The sequence below is a fragment of the Pseudomonas cucumis genome (genome assembly GCF_030687935.1).
Taxonomy (GTDB): Bacteria; Pseudomonadota; Gammaproteobacteria; order Pseudomonadales; family Pseudomonadaceae; genus Aquipseudomonas; species Aquipseudomonas cucumis.
Genome location: NZ_CP117454.1, coordinates 5,674,014 through 5,697,144, shown reverse-complemented (window position 1 = coordinate 5,697,144; position 23,131 = coordinate 5,674,014). Strand labels below are relative to the sequence as shown.

Annotated in this window: 17 protein-coding genes; 11 read left to right on the top strand and 6 right to left on the bottom strand. The window is 60.0% G+C overall.

The genetic code is table 11. From position 1 onward, the window contains the following. Positions 1-89 precede the first annotated feature (89 nt). The 3 genes from PSH97_RS25895 to PSH97_RS25885 all read right to left on the bottom strand — a co-directional run bounded on the left by PSH97_RS25895 (position 90) and on the right by PSH97_RS25885 (position 1,507). Entirely contained in the window at positions 90-506 is a 417-nt protein-coding gene (locus PSH97_RS25895; protein WP_305447198.1) for a DUF3010 family protein, read from the bottom strand. A 32-nt stretch (positions 507-538) separates the two neighbouring features. Then, complete coding sequence (locus PSH97_RS25890; protein WP_305447197.1) at positions 539-862, bottom strand: helix-turn-helix domain-containing protein; 324 nt, start codon at positions 860-862, stop codon at positions 539-541. 243 nt (positions 863-1,105) lie between these two features. After that, complete coding sequence (locus PSH97_RS25885; protein WP_305424790.1) at positions 1,106-1,507, bottom strand: lysozyme inhibitor LprI family protein; 402 nt, start codon at positions 1,505-1,507, stop codon at positions 1,106-1,108. A gap of 248 nt (positions 1,508-1,755) precedes the next feature. On the opposite strand from PSH97_RS25885, the gene PSH97_RS25880 reads away from it, so the two are divergent. The 10 genes from PSH97_RS25880 to PSH97_RS25835 all read left to right on the top strand — a co-directional run bounded on the left by PSH97_RS25880 (position 1,756) and on the right by PSH97_RS25835 (position 17,867). Continuing rightward, positions 1,756-2,733 (top strand): dipeptidase, encoded by a 978-nt coding sequence (locus tag PSH97_RS25880; RefSeq protein ID WP_007907542.1) that lies wholly within the window; start codon positions 1,756-1,758, stop codon positions 2,731-2,733. A 78-nt stretch (positions 2,734-2,811) separates the two neighbouring features. After that, positions 2,812-3,342, top strand: coding sequence for a DUF5943 domain-containing protein (locus tag PSH97_RS25875; protein ID WP_007926354.1), 531 nt, complete (start codon positions 2,812-2,814; stop codon positions 3,340-3,342). A gap of 15 nt (positions 3,343-3,357) precedes the next feature. Beyond that, positions 3,358-5,418 carry a dimethylglycine demethylation protein DgcA gene (gene dgcA / locus PSH97_RS25870; RefSeq protein ID WP_305447196.1) on the top strand — a complete coding sequence of 687 codons (2,061 nt, stop codon included), beginning with the start codon at positions 3,358-3,360 and terminating at the stop codon, positions 5,416-5,418. Between the two features lie 149 nt (positions 5,419-5,567). After that, a complete protein-coding gene (gene dgcB / locus PSH97_RS25865) occupies positions 5,568-7,517 on the top strand; it encodes a dimethylglycine demethylation protein DgcB (protein ID WP_305447195.1) in 1,950 nt (649 codons plus the stop codon). Then, positions 7,517-8,737, top strand: a complete 1,221-nt coding sequence (gene etfA, locus PSH97_RS25860; RefSeq protein ID WP_305447194.1) for an electron transfer flavoprotein subunit alpha — start codon at positions 7,517-7,519, stop codon at positions 8,735-8,737. The genes dgcB and etfA overlap by 1 nt, the downstream gene beginning before the upstream one ends. Positions 8,738-8,752: 15 nt before the next feature. Further along, on the top strand, positions 8,753-9,523 hold the full coding sequence (etfB, locus tag PSH97_RS25855; RefSeq protein WP_030128552.1) for an electron transfer flavoprotein subunit beta: 771 nt from the start codon (positions 8,753-8,755) through the stop codon (positions 9,521-9,523). Positions 9,524-9,544: 21 nt separating this feature from the next. Then, positions 9,545-10,111, top strand: a complete 567-nt coding sequence (locus PSH97_RS25850) for a GNAT family N-acetyltransferase (protein ID WP_030128551.1) — start codon at positions 9,545-9,547, stop codon at positions 10,109-10,111. 1,040 nt (positions 10,112-11,151) lie between these two features. After that, a complete protein-coding gene (locus tag PSH97_RS25845) occupies positions 11,152-14,604 on the top strand; it encodes a GMC oxidoreductase (RefSeq protein ID WP_305447193.1) in 3,453 nt (1,150 codons plus the stop codon). A 123-nt stretch (positions 14,605-14,727) separates the two neighbouring features. Next, positions 14,728-16,596, top strand: a complete 1,869-nt coding sequence (locus PSH97_RS25840) for a c-type cytochrome (RefSeq protein ID WP_305447192.1) — start codon at positions 14,728-14,730, stop codon at positions 16,594-16,596. Between the two features lie 26 nt (positions 16,597-16,622). Beyond that, positions 16,623-17,867: a metallophosphoesterase family protein gene (locus PSH97_RS25835; RefSeq protein ID WP_305447191.1), complete on the top strand. Its 1,245-nt coding sequence runs from the start codon at positions 16,623-16,625 to the stop codon at positions 17,865-17,867. Between the two features lie 122 nt (positions 17,868-17,989). Here the strand turns inward: PSH97_RS25835 and gbcA are convergent, their stop codons facing one another. After that, complete coding sequence (gbcA, locus tag PSH97_RS25830; RefSeq protein ID WP_105340901.1) at positions 17,990-19,285, bottom strand: glycine-betaine demethylase subunit GbcA; 1,296 nt, start codon at positions 19,283-19,285, stop codon at positions 17,990-17,992. A 282-nt stretch (positions 19,286-19,567) separates the two neighbouring features. Between gbcA and gbcB the strand changes: the two genes are divergently transcribed. Continuing rightward, positions 19,568-20,668 carry a glycine-betaine demethylase subunit GbcB gene (gbcB, locus tag PSH97_RS25825; RefSeq protein ID WP_305447189.1) on the top strand — a complete coding sequence of 367 codons (1,101 nt, stop codon included), beginning with the start codon at positions 19,568-19,570 and terminating at the stop codon, positions 20,666-20,668. 135 nt (positions 20,669-20,803) lie between these two features. Here gbcB and PSH97_RS25820 read toward each other — a convergent pair whose 3' ends face one another. Both PSH97_RS25820 and PSH97_RS25815 read right to left on the bottom strand, forming a co-directional pair. Continuing rightward, a complete protein-coding gene (locus tag PSH97_RS25820) occupies positions 20,804-21,628 on the bottom strand; it encodes an SDR family oxidoreductase (protein WP_305447188.1) in 825 nt (274 codons plus the stop codon). Positions 21,629-21,762: 134 nt separating this feature from the next. Next, positions 21,763-22,296 carry an REP-associated tyrosine transposase gene (locus PSH97_RS25815; RefSeq protein WP_305447187.1) on the bottom strand — a complete coding sequence of 178 codons (534 nt, stop codon included), beginning with the start codon at positions 22,294-22,296 and terminating at the stop codon, positions 21,763-21,765. Positions 22,297-23,131: the final 835 nt, after the last annotated feature.

Sequence of the window (23,131 nt, the reverse complement as noted above, 5' to 3'; positions counted from 1 at the left end):
CCGCGAAGAGGCCGGCACATTCGAAATCATTGTTGTCTGACACGACGCCTTCGCGGGCAAGCCTCACTCCTACAGGAGATGTGTCGTTTTTACTTCTTCATCAGCGCCGAGCACGCCGCTTTGTAAGCCTCATGCTGATACTTGTTCAGCGTCTCCGGCAGTGCAAAATCGAACTTCTTGTTTTGCGCATTGATGGTCTGCGGCGACAGCAGCGTCACCTCGCAATTTTCCAGCAGCTGGAAAATCCCCTCGATCTTGAACGTCGTCGGCCCGCCGGCGAACTCGCCTTTCTTGCTGCGCTTCTTGATCACGATCCGGTCGATTGAATTCTCGCGAACAAACGACGCCACCTGAGCGGCGAAGACTTTGACATTGGCGGCTTCGTCGTCCTCGTCGAGGGCGATTTTCTTGGTGGCGAGGGCGACGTGACTGAGCGCCTGACCGTCGAGGGAGGCCACGGCGATGATCGCTTCGCTGCCTTTGATTTCGATGCCGCAGATTTTCATTTCAGTCCCTTTTCCTGATGCTGGCGTTCAGCTTACAACTCTAGTTGGTTGGCGGTGATGCCAAATGCCGCGGCAATTTTCTCTCGAGTTGCCTTGCGGGGCTTGGCGACCGTTTCTTGCTGGGCAAAGGCCGGTTGGGAGATGCCCATGCGTTTGGCAACTTCATCTTGCGTAAGGTTCAGGTGTTCGCGCCAGGCGCGAATGGGCGTCGCGCCATCGACGATGCGATTGACCACTTCGTGGGGAATCCGATCGGGCTCGATCTTCTGCGCCACATACTGCGCGTACGGAATGACCACGAACGCCGGTTTTCCCTCCGCGTCGTTGATGATTTGAATGTCAGTAGGTGCGTTCATCGCGTTTTTGACCTCTGAATACTGATCACTTTGATCGAGCCAATATAAGTCTTTTATAAGATTTTCGAATCTTTGCTTATATTTTCAGGTGGCCAACAAACGAAATTTGTCGGGATGTTGCTCGAAAAAACTGCTTAAGCCTTACCCGACGGGAGTTGTAGTTTGCTCGGTGAAGCCTGTGGGAAAGGTCTTATTGAAGGTAAAAGCTGGTAGGGCTACCAGCTTTCGACGGACGATTCAGGATCACTCCTGCCCAATCGACTCCAAAAACTCCGACCGCTCATCACTCATCCGCGCCACGCAATCGTTCTGCGCAATGGTGAACGCCTTGCTACCGCTCGTCGCCGGGAACGCTTCCACCGCGCAATCGGCATCTCGGGTTTTCAGCCATTGCTGCTGTGCGGTTTTGATTTTGGCGGTGATGTCGGTCAGTTGCGCCTTGTTGTTGCCATAAAGCGTTTGCATGCGCTCGGTGAGGCTTTGGTAGTTGTCGCTCAGCAGCTGTTCGGCGGTGGTTCTGCTATAGGCCGAGCATTCCAGGGTCTGGATTTCGTTTTCAACGGCGTCGCAGGGGTTGTCGTCGGCCTCTTCAGCTGCTTGTACGCCAGTCGCTATCAGTGCCAAAGCCAGGAAGATCGATTTCATTGCGCCGCCGCCCCTTAATCCAGTCATGCATTCAGTAATACATCCAGTGATGCGGCGAATTCTGGCCCAAGCGGGCGGCGTTGGATAGGTAGGCAATGACGCCTGTTGACGACCCTTTGTCGCGGATTGACGCTTTCGGCAATTCCCCTGTCGTTTTTGCACCCGGCTGCCCCGGCCCTCAGGCATATGCTGGCCCCAAAGCGCCGGCACACGATTCGGCGCATGAATCGCTAATAGGGGACAGCCTGATGAGCCCAGCCGAATTGCACGCCGACAGCATCGTTATCGACGGGCTGATTATTGCCAAGTGGAACCGCGAGCTGTTTGAAGACATGCGCAAGGGCGGTCTGACTGCGGCCAACTGCACCGTGTCGGTGTGGGAGGGCTTCCAGGCCACTGTCAACAACATTGCCGCCAGCCAGAAGCTGATCCGCGAGAACAGCGACCTGGTGATTCCGGTGCGCACCACCGCCGATATCCGCAAGGCCAAGGAGCAGGGCAAGACCGGCATCCTCTTTGGCTTCCAGAATGCTCACGCGTTTGAAGACCAGATCGGCTACGTCGAGGTCTTCAAGCAGCTGGGCGTCGGTATCGTGCAGATGTGCTACAACACCCAGAACCTGGTCGGTACCGGTTGCTACGAGCGCGATGGCGGCCTGTCGGGTTTCGGTCGTGAAATCGTCGCCGAGATGAACCGTGTCGGCGTCATGTGCGACCTGTCCCACGTCGGCTCGAAAACATCCGAAGAAGTCATCCTCGAATCCAAGAAGCCGGTCTGCTACTCCCACTGCCTGCCGTCGGGTCTGAAAGTTCACCCGCGCAACAAATCCGACGAAGAGCTGAAGTTCATCGCCGATCACGGCGGTTTCGTGGGTGTGACCATGTTCGCGCCGTTCCTGGCCAAGGGCATCGATTCGACCATCGACGACTACGCCGAAGCGATCGAATACACCATGAACATCGTCGGCGAAGACGCCATCGGCATCGGCACCGATTTCACCCAGGGCCATGGCCAGGATTTCTTCGAATACCTGACCCATGACAAGGGCTATGCCCGCCGTCTGACCAGCTTCGGCAAGATCATCAACCCACTGGGCATCCGCACCGTGGGCGAGTTCCCGAACCTGACCGAGACCCTGCTCAAACGCGGCCATTCCGAGCGGGTGGTGCGCAAGATCATGGGCGAGAACTGGGTGAACGTCCTCAAAGACGTTTGGGGCGAATAAGCCACCGCACCTCTGAATCCTTTTCCCCGGCCGTCCGTGCCGGGGGCAATACAACGAATTTTCTGGAGTTAAGTTTCCATGGCCAAGATCGCCCCGCAATTGCCAATCGAAGTCGACAGTGAAACCGGTGTCTGGACCTCCGACGCCCTGCCGATGCTGTACGTGCCGCGCCATTTCTTCGTCAACAACCACATGGGCATCGAGGAAGTGCTGGGCGCCGACGCCTACGCCGAAATCCTCTACAAGGCCGGCTACAAGTCCGCCTGGCACTGGTGTGAAAAAGAAGCTGAATGCCACGGCCTGGAAGGCGTTGCAGTGTTCGAGCATTACATGAAGCGTCTGTCGCAACGCGGCTGGGGCCTGTTCAAGATCCAGGACATCGACCTCGACAAAGGCACCGCCAGCGTCAAGCTCGAACACTCCGCATTTGTCTACGTGTACGGCAAGGTCGGGCGCAAGGTCGACTACATGTTCACTGGCTGGTTCGCCGGCGCCATGGACCAGATCCTGGCTGCTCGCGGCAGCAAGATCCGCACGGTCGCCGAACAAGTCTACGGTGGCTCCGAAGAAGGCCACGACGACGGTTTGTTCACCGTCAAGCCGTTGTAAGTCGAGGACCCCGCCATGGCTTTCGAAGCAATGTTCCAGCCGATCCAGATCGGCAAACTGACCATCCGCAACCGCGTGCTCAGCACCGCGCACGCCGAGGTCTACGCCACCGACGGCGGCATGACCACCGACCGGTACGTCAAGTATTACGAAGAGAAAGCCAAGGGCGGGATCGGCCTGGCGATTTGCGGCGGTTCCTCCAGCGTGGCCATCGACAGCCCGCAAGGCTGGTGGAAGTCGGTCAACCTGGCCGACGACCGGATCATTCCGCACTTCCAGAACCTGGCCGACGCCATGCACAAGCATGGCGCCAAGATCATGATCCAGATTACCCACATGGGCCGTCGTTCCCGCTGGGACGGCGAGCATTGGCCAACCCTGCTGTCGCCGTCGGGCATCCGTGAGCCGGTGCACCGCGCGACCTGCAAAACCATCGAGCCGGAAGAAATCTGGCGGGTGATCGGCAACTACGCAAGCGCAGCCGCGCGGGCCAAGGCCGGTGGCCTGGACGGCGTCGAGCTGTCTGCCGTGCACCAGCACATGATCGACCAGTTCTGGAGCCCGCGGGTCAACAAGCGTACCGACGAATGGGGCGGCAGCTTCGAGAACCGCATGCGTTTCGGCCTGGAAGTGATCAAAGCTGTGCGCAAGGAGGTCGGTCCGGACTTCTGCGTCGGCATCCGTATCTGTGGTGACGAATTCCACCCTGATGGCCTGAGCCATGAGGACATGAAGCAGATCGCCAAGTACTACGACGACACCGGCATGATCGACTTCATCGGCGTCGTGGGCTCGGGTTGCGACACCCACAACACCCTGGCCAACGTTATCCCGAACATGAGTTATCCACCGGAGCCGTTCCTGCACCTGGCCGCCGGTATCAAGGAAGTGGTGAAGGCGCCTGTGCTGCACGCGCAGAACATCAAGGACCCGAACCAGGCAACCCGTATTCTGGAAGGCGGTTATGTCGACATGGTCGGCATGACCCGCGCCCACATCGCCGACCCGCACCTGATCGCCAAGATCAAGATGGGCCAGGTCGACCAGATCAAACAGTGCGTGGGCGCCAACTACTGCATCGACCGTCAGTACCAGGGCCTGGACGTGTTGTGCATCCAGAACGCCGCGACATCCCGTGAATACATGGGCGTGCCGCACATCATCGAGAAATCCACCGGGCCGAAGCGCAAAGTCGTGGTGGTCGGTGCCGGTCCTGCCGGGATGGAAGCGGCTCGCGTATCGGCTGAACGCGGCCACGACGTGACCCTGTTCGAGAAGAAAGAATTCATCGGCGGGCAGATCACTACCGCGTCGAAAGCGCCACAACGGGACCAGATCGCCGGTATCACTCGTTGGTTCCAACTGGAACTGGCGCGTTTGAAAGTCGATCTGCGCCTGGGCGTGGCGGCGGATGCAGCGACCATTCTCGACCTGCGTCCGGACGTGGTAGTGCTCGCTGTCGGCGGTCATCCGTTCCTGGAGCAGAACGAGCATTGGGGCGCGGCTGAAGGCCTGGTGGTCAGCAGCTGGGACATCCTCGACGGCAAGGTTGCACCGGGCAAGAACGTGCTGGTCTACGACACCATTTGCGAGTTCACCGGGATGTCGACCGCCGACTTCCTCGCCGACAAGGGCAGCCAGGTCGAGATCGTCACTGACGACATCAAGCCGGGCGTAGCGATTGGCGGCACCTCGTTCCCGACTTACTACCGCAGCATGTACCCGAAAGAAGTGATCATGACCGGCGACATGATGCTGGAGAAGGTCTACCGCGAAGGCGACAAGCTGGTGGCGGTACTGGAAAACGAATACACCGGCGCCAAAGAGGAGCGGGTGGTGGACCAGGTGGTCGTCGAGAACGGCGTGCGTCCGGACGAAGAAATCTACTACGCCATGAAGGAAGGCTCGCGCAACAAAGGCCAGATGGACATCGAAGCTTTGTTCGCGATCAAGCCGCAACCTTCGCTGAGCCAACCAGGTGACGGCTACTTGCTGTTCCGCATCGGCGACTGCGTGGCCCAGCGCAACACCCACGCGGCGATCTATGACGCGTTGCGGTTGTGCAAGGATTTCTAAGCCATGAACTGATCGTTCCCACGCTCCGCGTGGGAATGCCTCAATGGACGCTCTGCGTCCGCTTTTGATGTGACGCGGAGCGTCACGGGCTGCATTCCCACGCAGAGCGTGGGAACGATCATAGACCCCGAGGTCTTTGGGAGCTCCACATGTTGAACACCCTTCTTCCAATCCTGTTGTTCGCTGCCCTGGGCCTGGCTGTCCTGGGCGCGTTGCGGCGGGTGGCTATGTGGCGCCGAGGCCGGGCTTCGAAAGTCGACCTGATCGGTGGCCTGTTCGCCATGCCCAAGCGCTACATGGTCGACTTGCACCATGTTGTGGCGCGGGACAAATACATTGCCAACACCCACGTTGCCACGGCCGGTGGTGCAGTGGCGTCCATTGTGCTGGCGATTCTGGTGCATGGTTTTGGCCTGCATAACCGCATCCTCGGTTATGCACTGCTGCTGATGTCGGCGGTGATGTTTGTCGGCGCGATCTTTATGTTCCTGCGCCGTCGCAACCCACCGGCCCGCTTGTCCAAAGGCCCGTGGATGCGCCTGCCGAAAAGCCTGATGGCGTTCTCGGCATCGTTCTTCCTGTTGACCCTGCCGGTCGCCGGCATCCTTCCGGAAAACTTCGGTGGTTGGGTGGTCGCTGCAATCCTCGGCGTCGGCGTGCTCTGGGGCGTGTCGGAACTGTTCTTCGGCATGACCTGGGGCGGGCCGATGAAGCACGCCTTCGCCGGTGCCTTGCACCTGGCCTGGCACCGTCGCGCCGAGCGTTTCGGCGGTGGTCGATCCACCGGTTTGAAGCCGCTGGACCTGAATGACCCGAACGCGCCGCTCGGAGTGGAAAAACCCAAGGATTTCACCTGGAACCAACTGCTCGGCTTCGACGCCTGCGTGCAGTGCGGTAAATGCGAAGCCGCGTGCCCGGCGTTCGCCGCCGGCCAGCCGCTGAACCCGAAAAAACTGATTCAAGACATGGTCGTTGGCCTGGCTGGCGGTACCGATGCCAAGTTCGCTGGCAGCCCGTATCCGGGTAAAGCCATCGGCGAACACGGTGGCAACCCGCATCAACCGATCGTCAACGGTCTGGTGGACGCTGAAACCCTGTGGTCCTGCACCACTTGCCGTGCCTGCGTCGAGGAATGCCCGATGATGATCGAGCACGTCGACGCCATTGTCGACATGCGTCGCCATCTGACCCTGGAAAAAGGCGCGACCCCGAACAAGGGCGCCGAAGTCCTGGAAAACCTGATTGCCACCGACAACCCTGGCGGCTTTGCACCGGGCGGTCGGATGAACTGGGCAGCGGATTTGAACCTGAACCTGCTCAGCGAGAAGAAATCCACCGACGTGCTGTTCTGGGTCGGCGACGGTGCCTTCGACATGCGCAACCAGCGCACCCTGCGTGCCTTCGTCAAAGTGCTGAAAGCGGCCAAGGTCGACTTCGCGGTGCTGGGGCTTGAAGAGCGTGACAGTGGTGACGTGGCTCGGCGTCTGGGCGACGAAGCGACCTTCCAGCTGTTGGCCAAACGCAACATCCAAACCCTGGCCAAGTACAGCTTCAACCGCATCGTCACCTGCGACCCGCACAGTTTCCACGTGCTGAAAAACGAGTACGGCGCCTTCGACGGCAACTACCTCGTGCAGCACCACAGCACCTACATGGCGGAGATCATTGGCGACGGCGCCCTGAACCTCGGCCAGCACAAAGGCAGCAGCGTGACCTATCACGACCCGTGCTACCTCGGTCGCTACAACGGCGAATACGAGGCGCCGCGTGAAGTACTGCGTGCGCTGGGTATCGAGATCAAGGAAATGCAACGCTCCGGTTTCCGTTCGCGCTGCTGCGGCGGCGGTGGCGGTGCGCCGATCACCGACATTCCGGGCAAGCAACGGATCCCTGACATGCGCATGGAAGACATCCGCGAAACCGGTGCCGAACTGGTGGCCGTGGGTTGTCCACAGTGCACTGCGATGCTCGAAGGCGTGGTCGAACCGCGTCCAATGATCAAGGACATCGCCGAACTGGTGGCTGATGCGTTGCTCGAAGACGCAACGCCGGGAAAGCCATCGGCACCGGCCAAACGTGAACCAGCGGAGGTGCATTGATGAGCGACATTATCCGCCGCGACCCACGTGCCGAATGGATCGCCCGCAACCGTCTGCACCCGCTGCACGCGGCGATGCAACCGGCGCAACACAGCTGGATGGGACCGAACGGCGTCATCCGCAAGAATCCTCACGGGATCGGTTTTATCGGCCCCAACGGCATCAAACGGATCGACCGCAGCGGCGCTCAGCAAGGCGGGGCGACCAAACGTTCAGCCGCGGTTGAAGTGCAATTACCGCTGCATCAAGTGGCTGCACCTGCGTTCTACATCAGCGTGGTGCCGGACATGGTCGGCGGTCGTTTGAGCAGCCACGACCGCGACTTGCTCGGCCTGGCCCATCAGTTGGCCGGCAAGGACGGCGCGGTATTGGCCGTGGTCTTCGGTGAGCACAAGGAAAACGCCTTCGCCACGGCTGGCGTGGATCGCTTGCTGGTGCTTGAGGGCGAAGAATTCAGCGGTTATGCACCGGAACAACGAGTCCAGGGCCTGCGGGCTGTGGATAACCAGTTCAGCCCGCGTCACTGGTTGCTACCGGACAGCCGCAGCGGTGGTGGTGAACTCGGCCGGCGCTTTGCCGCCGCACTGGGCGAACGCCCGGCCACGCGGGTCTGGCAGGTCAAGGATCAGGAGTGCATCGGCCGCGCCGGTGCTGGTTTGCAGGATCTTGCACGTCCGGTCGCCCGCTTGATTCTGGCCGCCGCCGAATGCGCCGAACCGGTCAGCGAAACCCGTCACGAGGCCTTGCCAGTGGAGTTATCCACAGCGGTCGCACGCAGCCTGTCGCGGATCGAAGATCTGGGCGCGGTGGCTGTGGACCCGGCGGCGATTCCGATGGCCGAAGCCGAGTTCATCTTCTCCGGCGGCAACGGGGTCAAGGACTGGGGACTTTTCCACAGGACCGCCGAAGCGCTGGGCGCGACCGAAGGCGCCTCCCGGGTGGCGGTGGACGATGGTTTCATGGCCCGCGACCGTCAGGTCGGTGCGTCCGGCACTTGGGTCACGGCACGGGTTTATGTGGCGGTGGGCATTTCCGGGGCGATCCAGCACCTGCAAGGCATCGGTGCCTGCGACAAGGTGGTGGCGATCAACCTCGATCCGGGTTGCGACATGATCAAACGGGCCGACCTGTCGGTGATCGGCGAGAGCGCCGAGATTCTTCAAGCCTTGATCGATGCGGTAGAGGCTTACCGCAATGAAGCCAAGCGCGATGCGGCTTAAGGAAAGGAAAGGGTTATGAGCACGAAAATCATCAGCCTGGTGTCCATCGGCGCCCACCCGACCTCCGGCCGGCCACGCCGCGCCGAGCAGGATGCGCGGGCGGTTGAACTGGGTTTGCAACTGGCTGGGGATAACCTGCAAGTGCTGCATGCCGGCGACGTTGCGGAACCGGCACTGCGTGCTTATCTGGGCATGGGCCTGGAACAGTTGCATGTGCTGGAACAACCGGAAGGTGCTGACGCGCTGCCGGCGTTGACCGCGTATTTGCGCGATGCCGGGGCGCAAGTGGTGCTGACCGGCAGCCAGGCGGAAACTGGTGAAGGCTCGGGCATGTTGCCGTTCCTGCTGGCCGAAAGCCTTGGCTGGCCGCTGGTGGTGGGTTTGGCGCAAGTCGAATCTATCGACGGTGGTTCGGCGTTGGTGCTGCAGGCCTTGCCTCGCGGGCAGCGTCGGCGTTTGAAAGTACGCCTGCCGTTTCTGGCGACTGTGGATAACGCGGCGCCCAAGCCTCGGCAGAGCGCCTACGGTCCGGCGCGGCGCGGGGTGTTGCAGGCGGATGAAGTGGAAGTGATCGACGATGAACTGCTGGCGGTGGCCACGCTGCAACCGGCCAAGCCACGGCCCAAACGCTTGAAGGTGATCAAGGCCAAGAGCGGTGCAGACCGCATGAAGGCCGCGACGGCCAAGGCCAGTGGCGGCGGCGGGCAAGTGCTCAAGGGCGTCACCGCGCAGGCGGGCGCAGAAGCCATTCTCAAGTTGCTGATTGAAGAAGGCGTGGTTCGCTAACGGTCCTGTGGAGCCCGGTAAATGGCAGTTGAGTTTCGTTCGGCCCTGCGCGCGGATGCGCGTGAGATTGCTCGCTTGTTTCAGATTTCATCAGAAGGTGCGGCGGATTACATCTGGAGCCAACTGGCGCAGCCCGGCCAGGACCTGCTGGAGGTCGGTGCCAGTCGTTACGCGCGTGAAGACGTCGATTTCTCCTATCAGAACTGCCTGATCGCGCAGGCCGAGGGAAAGGTCATCGGCATGCTGCACAGCTACGCGATGCGCCACGATCCTCAGGCCGCTCCCGTGACCGATCCGGTCCTGGCGCCGTATGCCACGATGGAAATCCCCGACACCCTTTATATTTCGAGCCTGGCCCTGCATGAGGGCTGGCGCAATCAGGGGTTGGGCAAACAATTCCTCGCCTATGCCTACGACCGTGCCAACCGGTTGGGGCTCAACGGCTTGAGCCTGATCGACTACGCGGTGAACACCGGCGCCCGGCGGTTTTATGAGCGCCATGGCTTCCGGATTGTCGATACCTGCCAAATCACGCCGCATCCGATGATTCGGGTTACGGGTGAGGCTTATTTGATGTATCGGCCTTGAGGCCATGAACCCGCTCCACAGGGGTTCAGTGTCGAACCCTGATTATGTGCACATCAACGTTACCCACAATCCCTGTTAGTGCTTCTGTGGATAACATGTTCACCCCTCGCTACACCCCATGCCCCTCAAGCCCTCCAGCCCTCCGTACAAAAAACAACCAGCCTAAGCCCCGGTTTTTTCGAGCTTTTTCCACAGAACAACGTCGCTCGCAATTCGATACTTGCCCCCAATCTCTGTTGGCGCTTCTGTGGATAAGATGTTCGCTGTCCGCTACAGGCTATATAAACCGTGGCTTTGAGTGGGTTGATCAAATAATACTCAATTGACTCTTTTCTTTCCCTGATTCTCCCGTAAACCCCGAATTCTCGCGGCTTTCAGCGGTTTTCCACAGAACCTGCAAAGTTGCCCCCAAAGTCTGTTGGCGCTTCTGTGGATAAGGTGTTCGCCATCCTCTACACATCATGTAAACCGTGCTCTGCAGGCTTCTGATCAAAAAACGATCAATGCTTGCATAAAACCCTCCTTCTGGATAAGTCACGGTTTTTCTTGGTTTTTTGTGAATAAATTTGCCCCGTCATCCACAGTTGTCCCCAATAGCTGTGGGTGGAGATGTGGATAACTTGTTCGCTAAACCCTGCAAGCCACGGCCCATATAGGCCACAACGCGATAGATCAGATTTCATACAGTTCTAAGGCGCTTCCTTGACTTCGATCTGTCGCCTGTCTTCACTCTCATGGCACAAGGACAACCGTCACTTATCCACATCTGGTTCAGGGAGAACGCGTGATGGATAGCCAGCCACATCGCTTGCACCCCAACCCTTGCGTGACCTGTGTACCGACCCCCGCCACCTTGCTACGTAAACGGATTCACCGTCGCGCCACCAATCAGCGCGCTCGCCTATAGCGCCTGAAGCCTTTCCCCATACCCCGACGCCGCTGCCATTGAGGCCCGACCGTGCCCGGTGACCAGGCGTTTGTTCGTCTATCGATTGCAGGCAACCACAGAGTTGCCCTATCTGCCTGAGAGGAAATGACCCATGACACGGATCGCCACGCCCATCAGCGACATCAAGGAACACTACGACGTGATCGTCATCGGCTCCGGCTACGGCGGCGGGATCGCGGCGTCGCGCCTGTCCCGCGCCGGCAAGCGGGTGTGCCTGCTGGAGCGAGGTCGGGAAATCCAGCCCGGCGAATATCCCAATACGATGTTGGCGGCCACGGAGGAGCTGCAAGTCCATGACCCGGATGGGCACATCGGTTCGCGCACCGGGTTGTTCGACCTGCACGTCAACGCCCAGCAGAACGTGGTGGTCGGTTGCGGCCTGGGCGGCACGTCGCTGATCAACGCCAACGTCGCGCTGGAACCGGAGCCCGGCGTGTTCGACGACCCGCGCTGGCCGCTAGCGGTGCGTGAACACCGCGACACGCTGCTCAAGGATGGATATGCCCGGGCCCGGGAGATGCTCAAGCCCAATCCGTACCCGAACACCGCGCCGAACCTGCCCAAACTCGACGCGAACAAAAAGTCCGCTGAGTACCTGAAGCAAGACGCACATTTCTACAAGCCGCCGATCAACGTGACCTTCGACAAGCTGCCGAACAACCTCAACCACGTCGGCGTCGAGCAATTGCCATGCAACCACTGCGGCGACTGCGTGTCGGGCTGTAACAACAAGGCCAAGAACACCACGCTGATGAATTACCTGCCGGACGCCTGGAACCACGGCGCGGAGATTTTCTGCCAGGCCGAGGTGCGGCATCTGGAGCGCGACGGCGATGGCTGGATCGTGCACTTCCAGTATCTGGACAGCGGCCGGGAGAAATTCTCCGCGCCGACGCTGTTCGTCAAGGCGGACATTGTCGTGGTGTCGGCCGGCACCCTGGGCTCCACCGAAATCCTCCTGCGTTCTCGGGACAAAGGCCTGTCGACGTCCAATCAGCTTGGCGAAAACATGAGCGGCAACGGCGACATCCTCGGTTTCGGCCACAACTGCGATGAAACGATCAACGGCATCGGTTTCGGCGCCCATCCGGCCAAGGAAATGAAACCGGTCGGCCCGTGCATCACCTCGATCATCGACATGCGTACCGAAGGTGACTGGCGCAGCCGCATGGTCATTGAAGAAGGCTCGATCCCCGGTGCGCTCGGCCGACCCATGGTGCCAAGCATGGCCGCGTTTGCCGGGTTGATCGGCAAGCCCACCGATGACAGTTTCAGTGGCAAGCTCAAATATGCGGCGCGCGAATCCGAGAGTTTTCTGCGCGGCCCGTATCACGGCGCCCTGCACAACATGCAGACCTACCTGATCATGAGCCATGACGATGGCAAGGGGCGCATGGTGCTCGACAGCAACGATCAGCTGCGCATCGATTGGCCGGGTGTTGGCGAGCAGGAAAACGTGAAGCTTGGCAACGAGCGGCTGCACCAGAGCACCAAGGCCTTGGGCGGGATATGGGTCGAGAACCCGATCTGGACCGAGCTGCTCAAACACAGCATCGTTTCCGTCCACCCATTGGGCGGTTGCGTGATGGGCGAGGATGCGGCGCAGGGCGTGGTCAACCACAAGGGCCAAGTGTTCAGTAGCGCCACCGGCACCGATGTCTATGCCGGGTTGTACGTGGCCGACGGCGCGGTGATCCCGACTTCCCTGGCGGTCAATCCGCTGCTGACCATCTCTGCCGTGAGCGAGCGCAACATGGGCCTGCTGGCCGCCGATCGTGGTTGGCACATCGACTACACGCTGCCCTCGGCACCGCGTAAACCGGTGGCGGCGCCTACCCTCGGCGTGCAGTTCACCGAAACCATGAAAGGCTATTTCTCCAAAGCTTTCACCCAGCCCCAGGGCACCGATCTGAAACTCTACGAGGCAGCGGCCAAGCGCGGCGAGTCGGACAACTCGCCGATCGAGTTCACCCTGACCATCACCGCCAACGACCTCAACCGCATGATCAAGGAACCTGAACACGCCGCGACACTGGTCGGCACCCTGGATGCTCCAGGCTTGTCGCCAGAACCGCTGACCGCCAGCAATGGCGTGTTCAACCTGTTCGAGGAGTATCAGGACCAGGTCGGCGTGCGGCACATGAATTACGACATGAAACTGACCGCCGAGGACGGCAGCGATTATTACTTCAGCGCGTTCAAGACCGTGCCCGAAGACAATGGCGTGCTGAACGTCTGGCACGACACCAGCACCCTCTACGTGACGCTGTATCGCGGATCGGACAAGACCGGTGAGGTGATTGGCTCGGGTGTGATGCACATCCATCCAGCCGATTTCGCCAAGCAGATGACCACCATGAAGGTGCTCAATGCGCGCAACGAACGCGAGCGCATCGATGGGCTGGCAAGGTTCGGCAAGTTCTTCGCCGGCATCTTGTGGGAGAGCTACGGCGGGGTGTTCGCGGGTGACATCTACTTCAATCCCGATGCCCCACCCCGGCAGAAACGTCCTCTGGATGCGCCGATCCCGAGCGTGCAGTTCTTCCAGACCGAAGACAACGTACAGCTGCGCCTGACCCGCTATCAGGCCGGCAGCAAAGGGCCGGTGATGCTGGTGCACGGCTTGGGCGTGGGCTCGAATATTTTCTCCACCGACACCATCCAGACCAACCTGCTGGAGTTCCTGTGCAAGCACGAGTACGACGTCTGGCTGCTGGATCTGCGGGTGAGCATTCTGTTGCCCGCGAGCAAGAAGGAATGGAACGGCGACCAGATTGCGCAGTACGACTTCAAGGCTGCCATCGCGCAGATCCAGCAGGCAACCAAGGCGGCGGACGTGCAGTGCGTGGTGCATTGCTACGGGGCGACGACCTTCTTCATGTCACTGCTGGCCGGGTTGCAGGGCGTGCGTTCGGTCGTGTGTTCGCAGATCGCGGCGGATACAGTGGTCGCCACGGCAACGGGGCTCAAGGCCGGTCTGCACCTTCCGGGGATGCTCGACGCCATCGGCATCAAATCTCTCACCGCGTATGCCGACAACAAGGAGAGCTGGTTCAACAAACTCTACGACAAGGCCCTCAACGGCTATGCCCGCATCGAGGCCCAGGGCTACTGCACCAATCCGGTGTGCCATCGCATCACTTTCATGTACGCGTCGCTGTACCGCCACGACACCCTCAACGACACCCTGCACGATAACCTGCATGAGTTGTTCGGCGAGTCGAACATGCAAACCTTCGAGCATTTGGCGCTGATCCTGCGCAAAGGCCATCTGGTGGACTTCAAGGGTCAGGACGTCTACATGCCGCACTTCGACCGGCTGACCATGCCGATCTGCTTCATCAGCGGTGAAGACAATCAGTGTTATCTGCCGGAGAGCACGCTCAAGACTTATGAACGCGTGTGTAAAGCCCATGGTCCGGAGCGCTACAGCCGCCATGTGGTGCCGGGTTATGGGCATATCGACTGCATGTTCGGCAAGAATGCGGTGCTTGATGTGTACCCGATCATCCTGCAACACCTGGAGAAAACGGCCCTCGGCTAGCACTGATCGTTCCCACGCTCTGCGTGGGAATGCATCCCGTGACGCTCTGCGTCACAAACGCGGACGCAGAGCGTCCATGGCGGCATTCCCACGCGGAGCGTGGGAACGATCTGGGGAAAAAATATGGACAGTTACATCCGCTGGTTTCAACGCTTCATCTGGATAGGCATCGTGATGAACATGGTCTTCGCGATTCCGGCGCTGTTCGCGCCGGCATTGCTGACCTCGATGCTCGGGATGCCACCGCAACTCTCCGATCCTTGGCTGGAGAACGCCGGCATGTTGCTGGTGGGGATCAGCCTTTTTTACATGCCGTCAGGCTTCAACGCACCCAAATACGTAGTGCATTCGTGGCTGTGCGTCTTGTCGCGCCTGGTGGCCGTGGCGTTCTGGATCTACCTGATCAACACCAGCAACCAGGCTCAGGTATTCGTGCCGATGCTGCTGGGTGATCTGAGCATGTTCCTGATCCTCGGGGTTCTGTTGTACCGGGGCAGTGCTCCGGCCAATCGGCCCTGGGCACTGCTCCGCGACGGCTGGCGTGAGTGGCGCGCAGCGTGGGCGCGACGCTGGCAGCGACACAGCTTCAAAGTCGCCACGCTGGTCGTGGTGCTGGCGCTGGGGTTTATCGGCTACGAAACCTGGTACCAGATGCTGCGGGTGGTGCCGGAAGAGCAATACGCCTCCGATGAGGACCACTACAAGTACGGCGCCATCGGCCTGGGCATCGAGGCGCGGATTCCCTATTACCTGTTCGCCGTGTTACCGCAGATGTGCCCGGATAAACTGCCAAAACCCGGCGGCTACGAAGTCTTCGGTTTCCTCTACGAGAACGGCAAGGACCTGCCGATTGGCATGGCCAAGCGGCAGATCGGCTACCCGACCGTGGAGCCCAACTGCGCCCTGTGTCACACCGGTTCCTATCGGGCCAATACCAGCGACGTCGCCATCCCGGTGGCCACTGCGCCGGCTAATACCCTGCAACTGCAGGCCTTCCAGTGGTTCGCCTACAATTGCGCCAGCGACCCGAAATTCACCCCTGACGCGGTGATGACCGCGATCAACAGCAAGTTCCAGCTCGGGTTTTTCGAGCGCTTGTACAACCGCTACGTGATCATTCCGATGGCCACCAGCGCGCTGGTCAAGCAGAAACAGGCCTATGCCTGGCAACGACTGCGCGCACCGCAAGGGCCGGGCCGCACCGACACCTTCAATCCGACGAAAATGGTGGTGTTCGGCTTCCCGGATGACTCGACCATCGGCACCGTCGACTTGCCGCAAGTCTGGAACCAGAAACCTCGGGAGTCGCTGTACCTGCATTGGGACGGCAACAACAACGACATCCATGAGCGCAACTACGCGGCGGCCATGGCCGTGGGTGCGACGCCGGAATCAGTGTTGCCGGCCAGTTTCAACCGGGTGACCAACTGGTTGCTGGGCCACAAGGCGCCGGCATGGCCGTTCGCGCTGGATCAGGCCAAAGTCGCACGGGGCAAACCGGTGTGGGAAAACAACTGCGCCGGTTGCCATGATTTCGGCCGCACCGACACCGGTCAGGTCACCACCAGCATTGATGAACTGGGCACCGATCCCCATCGGCTGAACTCGTTCACCAATGGTTTAGTGACGGCTTTCCATGGCTTCAAGAAATCGCCGTTCGACTTTGGCGCCTATCGCAAGACCCAGAGCTACAGCAACACGCCCACCGACGGCGTCTGGTTGCGTGCACCGTACCTGCACAACGGTTCGGTACCGACCCTGTGGGACTTGCTGCAACCACCGGAAAAGAGACCGCTGGTGTTCTTCACCGGCTCCGACGTGTACGACCAGGACAAGGTCGGCTTCGTCACCAGTGGCCAGCAGATGAAGGCTTCGGCGGACTTCAAATACGACACCCGTCTGGAGGGCAACCACAACGGCGGCCATCTGTACGGCACGCAACTGTCGGAACTCGATAAGCGGGCGCTCATCGAGTTCATGAAAACCCTGTGATTCCACTACGGATGGAGGTAAGCGACATGTCATTGGTCAGTCATTGGGAACACGAGTTCGACAAGGTCAAGCTACGGCTGCACGGCGTGGTCACCCGCCTGGAAATGGCCTGGAAGAAGCTCGTCAGCGAGCTTGAGCCCGAGGAATACCAGGCCATCGTCGCGCTGCTGCAACGGGGCCATGATCAGGCGCACTACGTGCTCAAGAACGGCGATTTGCCCGACGATCAGCCGAGTGTGCCGTGGGAACTGGCCCACGGCTTGTCGATCCTGCACATCGGCAATGCCACTCCCTTGCCGCAATCGGCAGACGAGTTGCAAACCCGGGTGCTCAAGGACGGCAGCCTGCTCGGTTGTCGCAAATGGGAGCTGCTGGACCTGTTGTGGAGCGAGGCGCTGCTCAAATGGATCGAGAATCTGCGGCATCACGCGCCGTTTGCCACCAACCCGGCGATGATGCGCATGGACAGTGACGTGACCCTGGCCATCGCCGGCGATTGGGGCACCGGACCGTTCGACAGCCATGCCCCGGCGGTGGCGGTGGCCAACCAGATGCAACTGGCCCAGGCCGACTTCACCATTCACTTGGGGGACGTGTATTACGCCGGCACCCATTCCCAGGAAGACGTCGATATGGTCGGCTGGCCCATGGGCAAGCACGGCTCGTTCACCCTCAACTCCAATCACGAGATGTACAGCGGCGCCCATGGCTACTTCAAGGAACTGGCCAAGCGTTTCCCGGCGCAGCAGGGCACCAGTTATTTTGCGTTATACAACGATGACTGGCTGGTGATCGGACTCGACACGGCTTATGCCTCTGATCCAATCAATCTGTATATGGATGGTGCGCTGAACAAGCAGCAGATCGACTGGATGAAAGACCTGCCTCAACGCAAGAAAATCATGGTGCTCAGCCATCACCAGGGCTTCGACATTTCCGGGCATAACAAGACAGCGTTGTACCAACCGGTATGCGATGCCTTGGGGCGCGAGCCGGATTACTGGTATTGGGGGCATTTGCACAATGGCATCTGCTACGCCGCTCAAGGTGGCTTGCATGCGCGTTGCGCCGGGCACGGGGCGATTCCCTACGGCAATGCCAGCGAGCTGAACGGGCATTCGCGGGTGCTGTGGTCGGAAAGGCAAAATGCGCGGGATGAGGCGTACCCGGATCGGGTGTTGAACGGTTATGTGAAGGTGCGACTGGTGGGGGAGAACATCGAAGAGACGTTTATTGGGGAGGATGGGTCGGTGCGGTGGTCTTCAATTTAGCGGGGTGACCGTGTCGACCTCATCGCGGGCAAGCCCGCTCCCACAGTGATGGGCGGTGTCCACAAAGTTTGTGTACGCCGCCGATCCTTGTGGGAGCGGGCTTGCCCGCGATGCTGTTGTTTTTAGCCTTGTACCGGCACGCCTTTGAGGTAAGGCGCAGGCTCGGCCCCCAGGTTGTTCAGCATCCGCTCGCTGTACCAGTCCACGAAGTTCACCACACCAAACTCATAGGTCTTGGAGTAAGGCCCTGGCTGGTACGCGGTGGAGTTGATCCCGCGCTGGTTCTCTTCGGCCAGGCGACGGTCCTGGTCGTTGGTGGCATCCCAGACCTGGCGCATGCGCTCCACGTCGTAGTCCACGCCTTCGACTGCGTCCTTGTGGACGATCCACTTGGTGGTGACCATGGTTTCCTGAGCGCTGATCGGCCACACGGTGAACACGATGATGTGATCGCCCATGCAGTGGTTCCACGAGTGCGGCAGGTGCAGGATGCGCATCGAGCCCAGGTCCGGGTTTTTGATGCGGCCCATGAGTTTGGCGCAGCCCTGTTTGCCGTCCATGGTCATCGACACGGTGCCCTTGAGCAGCGGCATGCGCACGATGCGGTTACGCAGGCCGAAACTGGCGTGGGCGTAAGGGATCTTCTCGGCTTCCCAGGCAGCGGCGGAAGCGGCTACGTGGTCCTTGAAGGCCTGGTCGGCGCGCGGGTCGGTGACGTCGTCCCATTCCAGCAGGGTTTTCAGCAGTTCCGGGTGCGATGCGTTGCAGTGGTAGCACTCGCGGTTGTTTTCCAGCACCAGTTTCCAGTTGGCTTTTTCCATCAAGGTGGTTTGCACCGCCACCTTGGTGTTCTCCATGTCGTACGGTTCCATGTAATGGCTGAGCGTCGACAGGAAGTCGTCAATGGCCGGCGGGTTTTCCGCCAGACTGATGAAGATGTAACCGCCAGCGGTTTTCACGTTCACAGGCTTCAAGCCGTACTGCTTCATGTCGAAGTCGGCGCCCATTTCGGTGCCGGCAAACAACAGGCGACCGTCCAGCTCATACGTCCACTGGTGGTAGTGGCAGACCAGTTTGGCGACTTTGCCTTTTTCACTGGTGCACAGCCGTGAACCGCGGTGACGGCAGACGTTGTGGAACGCATGGACTACGCCGTCGGCGCCGCGAATCACGATGATCGGGTTCTTGCCGACTTGCAGAGTCAGGTAATTGCCCTTGGCCGGGATCTCGCAGGTCATGCCGGCGATCAACCACTCTTTCTGAAAGATTTCCTGCATGTCGATATCAAACAGCCGCTCGTCAGAGTAAAACGGCTGCGGCAGCGAGAAAGTGCGCTCGCGTTCTTGCAGCATCTGCGCGGTGGCCTTGCGTGCGGGTTCCAGTGGATCGCCCAGGCTCAGGGTAGTGGTGACGTCCATCGTGTGTTTCCTCAAGGCCATCTGCGTGGCCGCGAAAGTGGCTGATCAGGTTTGCTACGCAAGGTGTAAAGGTTGTGTCTTGGTATGGGGCGAGTGTGGGGCCGGCGCTCGCCAGAACCTTATCCATGGGCGACATGGCCCAATCTGTTCCCGACGCGCAACCCCCGGTAATTGGGGGCTGGTCGCGATAAGTATGTGAATGTCGCAGATAGGTAAATGGAGGGGCTGCGCTATACGCAGAATCGCCAATATGAAGGCCGGTAGTCGGCCGTGGAGATCAGCATGTCCAACAGCTTCCTGAACCCGGTAACCACCCAGACCTGGGCCAATGGTCGACATATAGTCCGTTGCGTCAAAGTCATCCAGGAAACCTGGGATGTGCGCACCTTCTGTTTCATGGCCGATCAGCCGATCCTGTTCTTTTTCAAGCCCGGGCAGTTTGTCACCCTGGAGCTGGAAATCGAAGGCGTGCCGATCATGCGCTCCTACACCATTTCCAGCTCGCCGTCGGTGCCGTACAGCTTTTCGGTGACCATCAAGCGCGTGCCGGGGGGCAAGGTGTCCAACTGGCTGCACGACACCCTGCACGAAGGCCAGGAGCTGGCGGTACACGGGCCGGTCGGGCTGTTCAACGCCATGGACTTCACCGCGCCGAAAGTGCTCTACCTCAGCGGCGGTGTCGGCATTACGCCGGTCATGTCCATGGCGCGCTGGTTCTACGACACCAACGGCAATGTCGACATGGTGTTTATCCACAGCGCCCGTTCGCCCAAAGACATCATTTACCACCGCGAGCTGGAGCACATGGCATCGCGGATCGACAACTTCAGCCTGCACCTGATTTGCGAGAAGCACGGTCTGGGCGAGCCGTGGGCCGGTTATCGCGGTTACCTGAACCACAAGATGCTCGAATTGATGGCGCCGGACTTCCTTGAGCGTGAAGTTTTCTGCTGCGGCCCGACCCCGTACATGAACGCGGTCAAGCGCATGCTCGAGGCGGCGGGTTTCGACATGAAGCGTTATCACGAGGAATCCTTTGGCGCGACGCCGCCGGAAGCCCGTGCCGATGCGGTGGAGCAAGCCGAAATCGCAGCAGACGCACCGGAAATCGACGTAGCGGATCTGCATCAAGTGGAATTCACAGCCTCCGGCAAGAGCATTCGTGTGGCGCCGGGCGAGACCGTGCATGCGGCGGCGGCCAAGCTTGGCTTGCTGATCCCTAAAGCTTGCGGGATGGGGATCTGCGGGACCTGCAAGGTGATGAAGCTGGGCGGCGAGGTCGAAATGGACCACAACGGCGGGATTACCGAGGAAGACGAGGCCGAAGGGTACATTCTGTCCTGCTGCAGCGTGCCGAAGGGGGATGTGCGGATCGAGTTTTGATAGACGCCGCGTAACCTGTGGGAGCGAGCTTGCTCGCGATAGCGGTAGGTCAGCCAACATCGATGTTGAATGTACCGCCGTCATCGCGAGCAAGCTCGCTCCCACAGGTTCCGCGGTGTCATGGCTGACCGTTTTTCAATCGATAAACAAATCCGGCATCAGTTTGTCTTGGGTGCCGGGCTCAAAGCGGTAATGATCGAATTCGGTCACGCCATGCTCCCGCAGAATCTCCTCATCAATCAGCAAGCGCCCGGTAATGCTGCGACCACTGCTGTCCAGAATGATGTGGGCGGCGTCGGCCATGATCGCCGGCGTGCGCGCATGCTTGAACGACTCGCGTGACCCCAGCTGAAACTCAATGGCGGCAGTGGCGATCATGGTTTGCGGCCACAGGGAATTGACGCTGATGCCGTAGGAGGCGAACTCCTCGCTCATGCCCAGGGTCAGCATGCTCATGCCGTATTTGGTCACCGTGTAGGGGCTGTACTGGGCGAACCACTTGGTGGCCAGGTTCAGCGGTGGTGACAGGTTGAGGATGTGGCCGGCGGTTTTTTTCAGATAGGGCAGGGCGGCCTGACTGCACAGCAGTACAGCGCGGGTGTTGATCTGATGCATCAGGTCGAAGCGCTTGAGTTCGATGTGTTGCACGCCGGTCAGCTTGATCGCCCCGGCATTGTTGACCAAGGCATCAATCGCGCCGAAGTGGTCGCTGGCCTGGGCCAACGCCTCACGCACCGCCTCTTCATCGCGCACATCCACCTGCAAGGCCAACGCCTTGCCGCCCGCGGCTTCAACTTCCGCCGCCACGCTGAAGATGGTGCCAGGCAGTTTGGGGTGAGGGGTGGCGCTTTTGGCGGCAATCACGATGTTGGCCCCATCCTTTGCTGCCCGCAGCGCAATCTCACGCCCGATCCCGCGACTGGCTCCGGTGATGAACAGGGTTTTGCCTTGTAATGACATGCGTACGCTCCCGATGGGGGGGATCCGAGCGGATCGAAAGGCTCGCCAGTCAATGTAGACCAACTGTGGCGAGGGGACTTGCCCCCGTTCTGATCGTTCCCACGCAGAGCGTGGGAACGATCAGTGGGGCACCCTCAGTACCAACGCTGGATCTCGATCAATCCCTCCATCCCTGCATAATTCCTCGCACTGGAATAGCGCCAGTGCTCAGGTAAATCCACGTACCCACGCTTCACCGGGTTGTAGTGGATGTAATCCAGCTTCTGGCGCATCACCGTTTCGCTGTACACCATTTCCGCGTGCGAACCTTCCTGCCACAACTGATAAACCCGATCCTGCTTATGTGCCCGTTTGCTGAAGCGCAGTCGTTGCAATGTGCGTTCGGCACCTTTGCTTTGCAGATCATCAATGATCTGGCGCGCGGTGAAGGATTTGAACTGGCGGAGGCATTTGCTCAGGTCTGGAGCCCCGGCAACGAAATGCAGATGGTTTTCCAGGATTACGTAGCCGTACAGCTGCAGGTTTTGGTGGGTTTGTTGGTGGCGCCAGCAATTGAGCAGGTGATCGACAATGTAGGGGCGGATAAACAGTGGAAGCCATTCCATGAGGGTGCAGGTCAGGAAATGAGGTTTGTCGGGTTCGGTAATGGTGTAGCGGCTTCGGCCCATGGATGCATTCCTTTGCGAGGGAATGACTAGCGTGAACGGGGTGATGTAGTGGTGCTAGCGGACAGCACCGCAGAGAGAGTGGGAAATTGCGACGCACCTCTAATGATCGTTCCCACGCTCCGCGTGGAAATGCAGCCCGTGACGCTCTGCGTCACAACGGTGTTGGACATTGCATCAGCGGTGAGGCAGGAACGCGGAGCGTCCCGAGAGGCATTCCCACGCAGAGCGTGGGAACGATCAGCCTGGTGGGGGCATCAGGCTGCCATGACTTCGCGAATATCCGCCGCCGTTGTCGATGAGGGTGTAGAAGCACTAGCCCTTGGTGGTCAGTGCGGCCAGTTTGATCGTTCCCACGCTCCGCGTGGGAATGCAGCCCGTGACGCTCTGCGTCACAACGGTGCTCGGCATTGCGTCAGTGGTAAGGCAGGAACGCGGAGCGTCCCGAGAGGCATTCCCACGCAGAGCGTGGGAATGATCAGCCTGGTGGGGGCATCAGGCTGTCATGACTTCGCGAATATCCGCCGCCGTTGTCGATGAGGGTGTAGAAGCACTAGCCCTTGGGGTCAGTGCGGCCAGTTTGATCGTTCCCATGCTCCGCGTGGAAATGCAGCCCGTGACGCTCTGCGTCACAACGGTGCTCGGCATTGCGTCAGTGGTAAGGCAGGAACGCGGAGCGTCCCGAGAGGCATTCCCACGCAGAGCGTGGGAACGATCAGCTGGGTGGGGGCTTCAGGCTGCCATGACTTCCCGAATATCCGCCGCCGTTGTCGATGAGGGTGTAGAAGCACTAGCCCTTGGGGTCAGTGCGGCCAGTTTGATCGTTCCCATGCTCCGC

What these genes read in the sequence shown, in the direction of transcription:
- PSH97_RS25895 (WP_305447198.1), bottom strand. Translation starts at nt 506, where the DNA reads ATGAAAATCTGCGGCATCGAAATCAAAGGCAGCGAAGCGATCATCGCC.
- PSH97_RS25890 (WP_305447197.1), bottom strand. Translation starts at nt 862, where the DNA reads ATGAACGCACCTACTGACATTCAAATCATCAACGACGCGGAGGGAAAA.
- PSH97_RS25885 (WP_305424790.1), bottom strand. Translation starts at nt 1,507, where the DNA reads ATGAAATCGATCTTCCTGGCTTTGGCACTGATAGCGACTGGCGTACAA.
- PSH97_RS25880 (WP_007907542.1), top strand. Translation starts at nt 1,756, where the DNA reads ATGAGCCCAGCCGAATTGCACGCCGACAGCATCGTTATCGACGGGCTG.
- PSH97_RS25875 (WP_007926354.1), top strand. Translation starts at nt 2,812, where the DNA reads ATGGCCAAGATCGCCCCGCAATTGCCAATCGAAGTCGACAGTGAAACC.
- dgcA (WP_305447196.1), top strand. Translation starts at nt 3,358, where the DNA reads ATGGCTTTCGAAGCAATGTTCCAGCCGATCCAGATCGGCAAACTGACC.
- dgcB (WP_305447195.1), top strand. Translation starts at nt 5,568, where the DNA reads ATGTTGAACACCCTTCTTCCAATCCTGTTGTTCGCTGCCCTGGGCCTG.
- etfA (WP_305447194.1), top strand. Translation starts at nt 7,517, where the DNA reads ATGAGCGACATTATCCGCCGCGACCCACGTGCCGAATGGATCGCCCGC.
- etfB (WP_030128552.1), top strand. Translation starts at nt 8,753, where the DNA reads ATGAGCACGAAAATCATCAGCCTGGTGTCCATCGGCGCCCACCCGACC.
- PSH97_RS25850 (WP_030128551.1), top strand. Translation starts at nt 9,545, where the DNA reads ATGGCAGTTGAGTTTCGTTCGGCCCTGCGCGCGGATGCGCGTGAGATT.
- PSH97_RS25845 (WP_305447193.1), top strand. Translation starts at nt 11,152, where the DNA reads ATGACACGGATCGCCACGCCCATCAGCGACATCAAGGAACACTACGAC.
- PSH97_RS25840 (WP_305447192.1), top strand. Translation starts at nt 14,728, where the DNA reads ATGGACAGTTACATCCGCTGGTTTCAACGCTTCATCTGGATAGGCATC.
- PSH97_RS25835 (WP_305447191.1), top strand. Translation starts at nt 16,623, where the DNA reads ATGTCATTGGTCAGTCATTGGGAACACGAGTTCGACAAGGTCAAGCTA.
- gbcA (WP_105340901.1), bottom strand. Translation starts at nt 19,285, where the DNA reads ATGGACGTCACCACTACCCTGAGCCTGGGCGATCCACTGGAACCCGCA.
- gbcB (WP_305447189.1), top strand. Translation starts at nt 19,568, where the DNA reads ATGTCCAACAGCTTCCTGAACCCGGTAACCACCCAGACCTGGGCCAAT.
- PSH97_RS25820 (WP_305447188.1), bottom strand. Translation starts at nt 21,628, where the DNA reads ATGTCATTACAAGGCAAAACCCTGTTCATCACCGGAGCCAGTCGCGGG.
- PSH97_RS25815 (WP_305447187.1), bottom strand. Translation starts at nt 22,296, where the DNA reads ATGGGCCGAAGCCGCTACACCATTACCGAACCCGACAAACCTCATTTC.